The organism is Paenibacillus sp. 01T422, assembly GCF_056398785.1.
The window spans coordinates 1-7,881 of record NZ_JBFTQB010000221.1 but is presented as its reverse complement, the minus strand read 5'-3'; the positions used below and the strand labels follow the sequence as shown (position 1 = coordinate 7,881).

Here is a 7,881-nt window from a genome sequence, read left to right as displayed (position 1 = left end):
ACCCAGGACAGTCCTTCCCCTAAGAATACTAGAAGGTATAAAGTTGGGGTCATAGGCGTGTATCGCTGACGCTCCAGTTACATAACCATTAGCGGAAGGATTTAACCATAAATTCCCCACGCTATCAGAACCCATGTTACCAGCTTCAATTGATACGCCATCATAGTTTGGCATCGTACCAGTAAGCTTTGAACCTACATACGCTGTCTTACCCAGCAATATATTCCCTGTTGAGGCAGTTGCATCCGAGCTAATCGCATTGATTTTTGCTGCCAATTGTGCGAAGGTATCAGCTCCACTCGCAGTTTGATTTTTGCCAGTAATGGCGGCAGCAACCGCGATCTTTCCACTACTGACAGAGGACTTTAAACTGTCTATCTCTGCTTGAACATTCGTGCTGCCGGTTGCCGTGATTTCTGTTGCGGCATGCACATGGGCAGAAGGTGGAAAGGTTGTTGGCTTTCCAGTGATACTATTCCAGGTCAAAGAGATATTATCAATCGATGTTTTTAAAGCTTTAATAGATGTAACCGGCGGCGTGTACCAGTTTAATTCACCTGTAATTCCTTTGATCATATTTGCAAGCTTGGACCACAATCTCGTTGGAGTGTCGGCGCCTGCTGCGGCTGTTACTGTATCATCAATTGTACGAGTGCCAATCACACTATCGTTTGCAGATCCAGCAGTACCAGCACTTGCTGCGACACTTAGCAGTTTTGTATAATCTGCAGCCGACATTCTGCCACTTTGTGTACTTGAGGCCATTTTAGGTACTTCAACATCGAGTATGTCCATGTTGTCATCAATCCACGTTTTTGTGTTGAAAAATGTCGTGGTTGGAGAGCTTCTGTCTATTTTATTTAAGCTTAAATTCGGTGTTGTTGGATTAGCCATAACTAATCACCCCCATGAGAAATTAACGAGTGTTGTTGAATCGATTTCTTCTATCGTCATTGCCTCAACCTCAGTGATGCTGAGATAACGGAATTTATAAACTACCGCAAGATGTGCCGGGATGATCGCCTCGACTGCTGCCTGTACATCAGCGATATTCGGAGGCGCACCGATCGCACCGGAGAAGCTGATCGTAATTTGATAGAGTGCAGGTTGTGCCGTGACTTCGATCACGCCGTTTTCATAGCTGCTGACGACCTTCTGCAGGAGTGCCATCGTCGTTGTTCCGTTACCCCGGATCTTTGACTTGATCACAGCTCGTCGAATGGGATAGCTTTTCGATATGTCCGTCTTGATTCCAAGAGCTTCTTCCCATAAGGACAAACCCCAAGTGGAAATGTCAATCTTTGCTTGATCAAATACTGCGATAGAACAATCTTTCACCGTATCGAATTCGATACCTTCACTTTGCATCAGTGCCCGAGCCTCGTGAATGCCTGCGTACATTTCAGGCAATACACCAATCATTTGAGCCCCTGAAGGGCTCCTGATTTGAAACTCACTCATGACAGATTCACCGTCCCGAGGACTGCCACCTGACCACTAAGGATCGTAATGTTACCTGTCGACCCATTTAGTTGTAACGCCGTGTAGTCATCGACTCCTGCCACATCTAGCAACATTGCGCCAAGCTTTGCATATTGCACATTCACATTGTCTATAAAGGCAATGCTTGCGAGATATGACGAGATGACTGAAGCGAAATCCTCCTCGATCTGATCGATCGTTCGAGATCCATCACGCACGATTGTACCTGTGATGTTCACCGATACACTCGTCGCAGCAACAACGTTCACGTCGGCACCTACAGGCGCCACTCCTTCACCGGTACCATCTGCTGGCGAAATATAGTCTTGCACAATAGAAACTAGTGTAGGACTCGCAGGAAGCTTTTCAGCATCGATAATGATCACCTTCACCGTTCCTGGCCCATTCCATAGCGGGATAACCTGAGCCCCGCCTACTCCGTCCACCTCAAGCGCCCATTTCCGATAATCAGCTTTGTTTCCGCTCGTTGCAGGCAGACGCACGCCGAGAAAGAATCTAGTCCGATAATCGTCGTCGCTTTCTCTGTCAGCCCCCGGGATCAGAACGTCTGCGAGTGTAGCCACGACTAAACCATCCACGTAATCGATAGGTATCATAGTCCCAAAGTATTGATTGCCGATACTTCCCGGCTGCTCACATTCTAGCTCGAACTGCCCCGAAATAATCCTCAATATAGCTCTGTACGTAACGCCTGAGATCGAGAAGCGACTACCGATAGGCACATTAATTGGTGCGCCCGATTGACCTGTGAATATAGCCTTGCGGACCGCATACGAAGCCTGATTTCGTTCCTGACCAAAAGGCTCTGTCAATAAGTCTAGGTTATTGTCCGATGCTGTTTGCGGGAAAACTTCTTTCAGCTGTCTATCGAGATTCACATAGATTTCAGATAACTCTAAAGCAGCAGGAGCTAGAGCATCATAGATAATACTCCCCGGCCGTTTGTCGATGTCGTCAGGAACAGCCAAAAGCATTCGCTGTAAGATAGCGCCGTATGTTTGAGATTCATACAACTCCGCTCACACCTTTCTCTGTTTGATAACTTCCGTATTGTGAGACGACTGTGAATTCCGCAAGAGCTGAATCCCCTGTGATCATTACTTTCATATCATGAACATCTGTGATGCGGTCGTCCTGCATTAGAGCCTCAGTGATCCTACGCCCTAATTCAGAACGAATTAACCCGCTATTCCCGCCTATTAATGAACCATACTCGCTGCCGTAATCTGGTCCATAAATCAAGTATTCGAATCGTTCAGTACCAAGGATCTTGTACACAGCCTGCTTGACTGCTTCTAGTCCATCAGTCGTCCCAACGATCCGACCATTTTCTAAATCGATCCTGTATGTTCTACTTGGCTGCTGTGACTGCTGCACTGCAGCATTAGTCATGCCCCCTGTTGGGATCATCTCATCACACCACCCTATCGAAAATTAAATATTGATTGCCGCCTTGCATCCGGAATAGGATTACAACGTCGTCAACTTCAAGCCCCTTTCTGATTACGAGCTCTTCAGTTAATGCCGGTCCTGTTGTCCCTCCGCTGTAGCTGTGCGTATGGTTTAACGGGACCTTATACTCCGTTAGATTCTCAGGAATAATTAAAAAGTCCTCATCGAGTGAGAACCGCTGATCAATGGTTACCTCGAGAGGACTTGTATTTGACACGACTCCGAATATGATCTCGACCGGAGAACCGGCTCGCACAGCTCCGACGCCTGCTGATTTTATGACATTTGCTAATAAGCCGATGTTTTTCATCCGTACACCTTCAAATTTAGTGACATCGTATGTTCTTCGCCTTCAAATTTTTGTTCGCACTCATCGACGAGATAGGACTCGTTGATACCTGCTTCCTGGATGTTTATCGAGAGTTTACAACCGGCACGCACGCGGATATCTCCAAGAGCTGAGATAGAGAAGGTTCTCGTCTCGCGGTTCTTTAGCTGCGACAGTGTCGTCAGGACTTCATTAATCTGCGCCTTATTCAGTCCATCATCGAGTTTTTGATAGTACTGCAGCCGGCCCCACTTTTCAATGTTGTTGCTGTCCTGAGCGATATACACATCACGACCTGTGACCTTGCCTTTTTTGTTCTTAATATCCTGTACAAGCTTGATCCTGTTATATGTATCCGAGTCGATGAATCTCGATGTTGAGTAATCATATACGAGACTTTGATCGCCGAGTGACAGATCAATCGCTAGATCCTCAATTTGCTTGATCGTGAGCTCGCCGAAATTGTCAAAGAAAACATATGATTTACCCGTTGAACGTGTCGTGTCCGCGAGAGTATTCACAATGATGTCGAATAGCTTCTCACCATCAGCAACGATCTTCGGAATCGCATATGATGTATCCGCAAGTTCACTAGAAACTTTCAGGCCCGAATCATTCGCGATCTTCTTCAAGACGTTCGTCGCTGTCATATTCTTGAACACATATGTATCAGATCCCATCAGGTACCGCGTCTGATCATAAGCAGTAACCCTGACCGCCTCATCTCGACCACCATCAATCTTGAATACATAACCGTAAAACACAGGAATGTCGTCCAGTGTAACCCTCACAATATCCCCGTTATTAATTTGGAAATTCGTGTTTTCATAGATCCCGCCGCTCAGGAATGTGAAATCTACACTCGACGCCTTTCCAATCCTAACGGTTCTATAGTTGATGGATGACACCGGCAGATCCCACACGTTACCGTTTCTATTGTCGACTAGTACCTGCAGCATAAAGTCACCTCACAAGGCCGGCAATTTTATGACGCTGCCTACTGTAAGCTTCGCCTCTGCTGCATCGCTAAGGCCGTTTAGTTTTTGAATATCTTTATACCGGGAACTATCCGGGAGCCCTGAACCATCCGTGTAAAACATCATTGCGATTCTGGACGGTGTATCACCCTGCCGAACCGTATATGTCGACGGTCTGATCCGCTCGTCCGGTCTACGCGCTGACATCGGAATAATAACTTGTGCACCGGTTTTATCCGTCTTTACCTCTACCTTCCGAGCTGCGTAAAAATTGTATTCCCTGAAGCTGATGTCGAACTCGAGATCGCCCGAATCGCCTGCTGATTCCTTCCATTTAAACTTTTCAATGGATACAGGAATGTTGAGCTCCTGCCCTATGAATCCCTGAGCAGCGAGAGCCGATTCATAATGACCGGCATAGATGAACCTTACAGGTCGTTTAGTCGCCATCCAATTTTCTATAGCTCGAATATAGTACATCGGTTCATAGAAGACGTTGGTTGCAAGGAACGGATAGAACTGAGCCGGGAAGATACCGCTGAATGAGATCTCCCGCAGCTTCGGACCTTTGATGACGTTAACCTCGCCGCCTCGGGACTCAGAACGACCGTCATTAGCCCCTACGATGTCGTAGGTTTTACCATTGCTGCCGCCGCTCATCTCGAGGCTCTCAGGATTTACAGGGAACTGAAAGCCCTCTTGACTGTTGTTAAAACTCAGATTAATACTATAGGCCATCGTCGATCACCCCATCCATCGAAGAGTTCATATGCGTCTCAAGAGCAACAGCTAACATACCCGCCATGTCCTCGACGCTGCCCTGTTGGTGATAGTGGTTATCCCCTGTGACCTGAACTGTTGGCGTCAGCGTGACAAAGTTTTGAATTGACTTCATCTCAGCTAATTCACGCATTGCTTTCAGATCCTCATTCGAGATATCGACCGTATCGCCGATCTTGCCAACTTCACCGACTTTCTTAATCTCGCCTGTTCCGTCAAATCCGAAAGCCCCCTTGAGATCCGGAAGCTTAAGCCCGTTGAATAATGATTCCCCCGCATTAAACGCGCCCATCGTAGCATTCGCAAGGTCCATCGGTTTCATTTTCATCCCAGATAGATCTTTTACCGCCTTATTCGTCGTCGGTGCATTCATGGACTTAAAAACAGAATCTAGCGCATCACTCACGCTGTGTACATTCTCCTCGTCGAATAGCTTTGCCGGCTTAATATCCGTATTAAGAATCTTATTTGATAGTTCAGCAAGTGCATTCAAGCCCTTAATCCCTGCATTAATTGCCATCGTGAAAAACTTCATAAAGCCGCCTGAGAAACTTTCGATACCTCTCAGCATGTTTACCATTACACCGCCGAACGTCTGGGCTAGATCATAAAATAGCTTTTGACCGGCATATACCGGATCAACCCAAACGTTAACAAAAAATTCAACGAAGTCCACGATGATATTCCACATTAGAGCTATAGTGTTCCACACCACGCCGCCGAGAAACGTAAATAGACCAGCAACGAATCCGATGATCTGGCCAAACGTCACGCCCCAAGACATAATAAGAGCAATTAGCCCACCGATAGCCGCAGCGATGAGTAGAATCGGCCATGTAGCCTCAATCCATGCGATCATAGCTTGTACACCCATGATCGAGAATGCTACACCTAAAGCGACGAGTGCACCTACTAAGATATTTGAGTTATTCATCATGAAATTAATAGTAGCACCGATGATTGTCAGTAGCTTATTTGCTAATCCTGCTGCTACGCTGATTGTGTTAGACATACCTTCAAAGAACTTTTTCCCATTATCGCTATTTAACATCCGGTTCATTCTTTCAATGACTGGACCAAAATTCTGAAAAATTTCGTTTTTCATGAGAGTCATCGAATCACCGAACGTCATAGGCATTGTAGCGAATTTTTTATTGATGTCGTCTGCAGCTGTGAATAGCGCGTTTTTAATAATATCAGCTGTGATCGTACCATCCGCTGACATATCTTTAAGCTGCCCTTTCGACTTCCCGGTAAACTTGGCGATCGCATCGGCCAACATAGGAGCGTTCTCCATGATCGACCTAAACTCATCACCTTGCAGCTTACCTGACGCCATGGCCTGCGTGAGTTGATACATGCCAGCTTGTGATTCTTGCGTAGATGCCCCGGACACTTTGAAAGACTTCTGCATAAGCTCAGAGAACTTCAGGACCTCGCTATTACCCGTGAAAGCATCGCCGGCTAATAGTCCTAACTTCGCCACTGCATCAGCCATCGTGACATAGTCACCGCGCGATCTGTTTGCCGCTTCAAAAACCTGCGCCTGAAGCGCTGCAGGATTTTGTCCATTATTGATGATCCTAAGCCTTGCCTGTGCATTGACATAATTGTCCGAAGCCTCTACCGCCTTCTGGGCTGCTGCAAATGCGAGGTAGGCGATTAACATCTTATCGATGTCACTGCTCATCCCCTGCGTATGTCTGCGAGACTGCGCCAATCGTTCATTATTCCTGTTCGTGGCGTTTACTAGATTACGTTGACTTTCTAGTGCGCGTTGTGAATTCGCCGCCACTTGTTCTGTAGCAGCCACAGCAGATGTAAGAGATTCAGAGCCGTATGTCGCGTTTAGCACTGATTGTAATCGCCTCGCAGCCCTTACAGTCGAATTCATCGCTCTTGTTGCGTTCATCATCGTTGAACTGAAGTTATCAAATAACCTGAGTGTTGCCTCAACTGTTGCCATAACCTAATCCCCATCCGGAGTTACTTCAATTTTTTCTTTTCTTTCGACTCATGCTTCGCTGCAAGACCGATAGACGCAAAAATAAAGGCCCTTTCAGTCGCCGGCCTTGAAAGAATTTCATGCGGCAACTTCTTGAGCCTGTGTAAAGCGTAGTGAAGAAGGTTGGCGGTTGGATCAGGATTTACGTACTCGCCCTCTTCGTTCCAACCGCCATCAATTAGTTTTTTGCTTCTTCCACCAGTTCATTCATATCTCGGTCGAAGCCGTTAATTTCCTGCACTTTGATAATCAACTGAGCATATTCACCTGACAGCAGCATCTTCTTCACAAGTGCCTCTGCACCAAGAACTCCGTAGGATTGTTGTAGCTCAGCTGCTTTCAAGTTAGGGAATGCCACGCTCGCAACGACGAGTTTTGCGATATACTCGGTCTGGTTGATCTCGGACTGAGTCTGACCTTTCACTCTAGTCACCTTCGTCGCTGACTTCCGGATCACATCGTTCTCTTCCTCCGTGATGGATTGGATAACCCATGGTACCGGCTTGCCTTCTTTATCTTTAAAGCGTGGGGACACGATGAAATCCTCTTGAGTCTTGACCTCGACATTACCTGCAAAAAATACACTGATATCTGACATGTGAATATCCTCCGTTTATATGTTTATTATTGGCCTAGTGTAGGTGAAGCGAATTGATTCGGCATATCCCAATCGTCGAATGTGAATGTAACTTCTTCTTCGAGCRTCTCAGCGTCAACATCAAGTAAAGCGATTGTCAGCTCGTCAATGTTAACACCTTTGACGGTTGTTGTCTGTGATCCGATTGAAGTTGTAGGTTCTTAATTCGTTATTTGTATATCGTAGTATGTATCAATAC

General features: G+C 46.4%; 9 protein-coding genes and 1 pseudogene. All 10 read right to left on the bottom strand.

Going from position 1 to position 7,881, the window contains the following annotated elements; genetic code table 11:
• Positions 1-894, bottom strand: a pseudogene (locus AC1DUA_RS14490) (hypothetical protein); the annotation flags it as partial.
• A gap of 6 nt (positions 895-900) precedes the next feature.
• Positions 901-1,461: a putative phage tail protein gene (locus AC1DUA_RS14485; RefSeq protein ID WP_477500438.1), complete on the bottom strand. Its 561-nt coding sequence runs from the start codon at positions 1,459-1,461 to the stop codon at positions 901-903.
• On the bottom strand, positions 1,458-2,516 hold the full coding sequence (locus AC1DUA_RS14480; RefSeq protein ID WP_477500437.1) for a baseplate J/gp47 family protein: 1,059 nt from the start codon (positions 2,514-2,516) through the stop codon (positions 1,458-1,460). The genes AC1DUA_RS14485 and AC1DUA_RS14480 overlap by 4 nt, the downstream gene beginning before the upstream one ends.
• Positions 2,509-2,895, bottom strand: coding sequence for a DUF2634 domain-containing protein (locus AC1DUA_RS14475; protein ID WP_477500436.1), 387 nt, complete (start codon positions 2,893-2,895; stop codon positions 2,509-2,511). Before AC1DUA_RS14475 ends, AC1DUA_RS14480 begins: the two co-directional genes overlap by 8 nt.
• 22 nt (positions 2,896-2,917) lie before the next feature.
• Positions 2,918-3,265: a DUF2577 domain-containing protein gene (locus AC1DUA_RS14470; protein WP_477500435.1), complete on the bottom strand. Its 348-nt coding sequence runs from the start codon at positions 3,263-3,265 to the stop codon at positions 2,918-2,920.
• Positions 3,262-4,242 carry an XkdQ/YqbQ family protein gene (locus tag AC1DUA_RS14465; protein ID WP_477500434.1) on the bottom strand — a complete coding sequence of 327 codons (981 nt, stop codon included), beginning with the start codon at positions 4,240-4,242 and terminating at the stop codon, positions 3,262-3,264. The genes AC1DUA_RS14470 and AC1DUA_RS14465 overlap by 4 nt, the downstream gene beginning before the upstream one ends.
• A gap of 9 nt (positions 4,243-4,251) precedes the next feature.
• The gene (locus AC1DUA_RS14460; RefSeq protein WP_477500433.1) at positions 4,252-4,998 is read right to left on the bottom strand and encodes a LysM peptidoglycan-binding domain-containing protein; all 747 of its coding nucleotides are present in this window, start codon (positions 4,996-4,998) and stop codon (positions 4,252-4,254) included.
• Positions 4,988-7,006 carry a tape measure protein gene (locus AC1DUA_RS14455; RefSeq protein ID WP_477500432.1) on the bottom strand — a complete coding sequence of 673 codons (2,019 nt, stop codon included), beginning with the start codon at positions 7,004-7,006 and terminating at the stop codon, positions 4,988-4,990. Before AC1DUA_RS14455 ends, AC1DUA_RS14460 begins: the two co-directional genes overlap by 11 nt.
• A gap of 217 nt (positions 7,007-7,223) precedes the next feature.
• Positions 7,224-7,643, bottom strand: coding sequence for a phage tail assembly chaperone (locus tag AC1DUA_RS14450; protein WP_477500431.1), 420 nt, complete (start codon positions 7,641-7,643; stop codon positions 7,224-7,226).
• A gap of 26 nt (positions 7,644-7,669) precedes the next feature.
• The gene (locus AC1DUA_RS14445) at positions 7,670-7,828 is read right to left on the bottom strand and encodes a phage tail tube protein (protein WP_477500439.1); all 159 of its coding nucleotides are present in this window, start codon (positions 7,826-7,828) and stop codon (positions 7,670-7,672) included.
• Between the last annotated feature and the right edge of the window lie 53 nt (positions 7,829-7,881).